General features: G+C 67.6%; 1 protein-coding gene. It reads right to left on the bottom strand.

Annotated elements, in window-relative coordinates:
• Positions 1–848 (bottom strand): alpha-glucosidase C-terminal domain-containing protein (locus B7767_RS24875; RefSeq protein ID WP_179167271.1); only part of this gene is annotated, 848 nt, incomplete at both ends.

Raw genomic sequence — 848 nt, 5'->3', positions numbered from 1 at the left:
AGCTCGGTGGGCTGGGCGAAGCGTGAGAAGTTGTTGACGCAGAGCACCAGGTCGTCCTCGTACTCGCGCAGGAAGGCGAGGACGGCGGGGTTGGAGGACGGCAGCTCGGTGTAGGAGCCGAGGCCGAAGGCCGGGTTCTGCTTGCGGATCTCGATCATCCGGCGGGTCCAGTGCAGCAGCGAGGACGGGGAGGCCATGGAGGCCTCGACGTTGGTGACCTGGTAGCCGTAGACCGGGTCCATGATGGTCGGCAGGAACAGCCGGCCGGGGTCGGAGGAGGAGAATCCGGCGTTGCGGTCCGGTGTCCACTGCATCGGCGTGCGGACGGCGTCGCGGTCGCCGAGCCAGATGTTGTCCCCCATGCCGATCTCGTCGCCGTAGTAGATGATCGGCGAGCCCGGCAGGGAGAGCAGCAGGGCGTTGAAGAGTTCGATCTGGTTGCGGTCGTTGTCCAGCAGCGGGGCGAGCCGGCGGCGGATGCCGATGTTGGCGCGCATGCGGGGGTCCTTGGCGTACTCCGCCCACATGTAGTCGCGTTCCTCGTCGGTGACCATCTCCAGGGTCAGCTCGTCGTGGTTGCGCAGGAAGATGCCCCACTGGCAGCCCGACGGGATGGCCGGGGTCTTGGCCAGGATCTCCGAGACGGGGTAGCGGGACTCGCGGCGCACCGCCATGAAGATGCGCGGCATGACCGGGAAGTGGAACGCCATGTGGCACTCGTCGCCGCCGGCGGCGTAGTCGCCGAAGTAGTCGACGACGTCCTCCGGCCACTGGTTGGCCTCCGCCAGCAGCACCGTGTCCGGGTACTGGGTGTCGATCTCCTTGCGCACCCGCTTCAGGAAGGCGTG

Source organism: Streptomyces sp. 13-12-16, assembly GCF_002114215.1.
GTDB lineage: Bacteria > Actinomycetota > Actinomycetes > Streptomycetales > Streptomycetaceae > Streptomyces.
The sequence above is the reverse complement of the archived record's forward strand: the minus strand, read 5'-3'. Positions and strand labels throughout refer to the sequence as shown.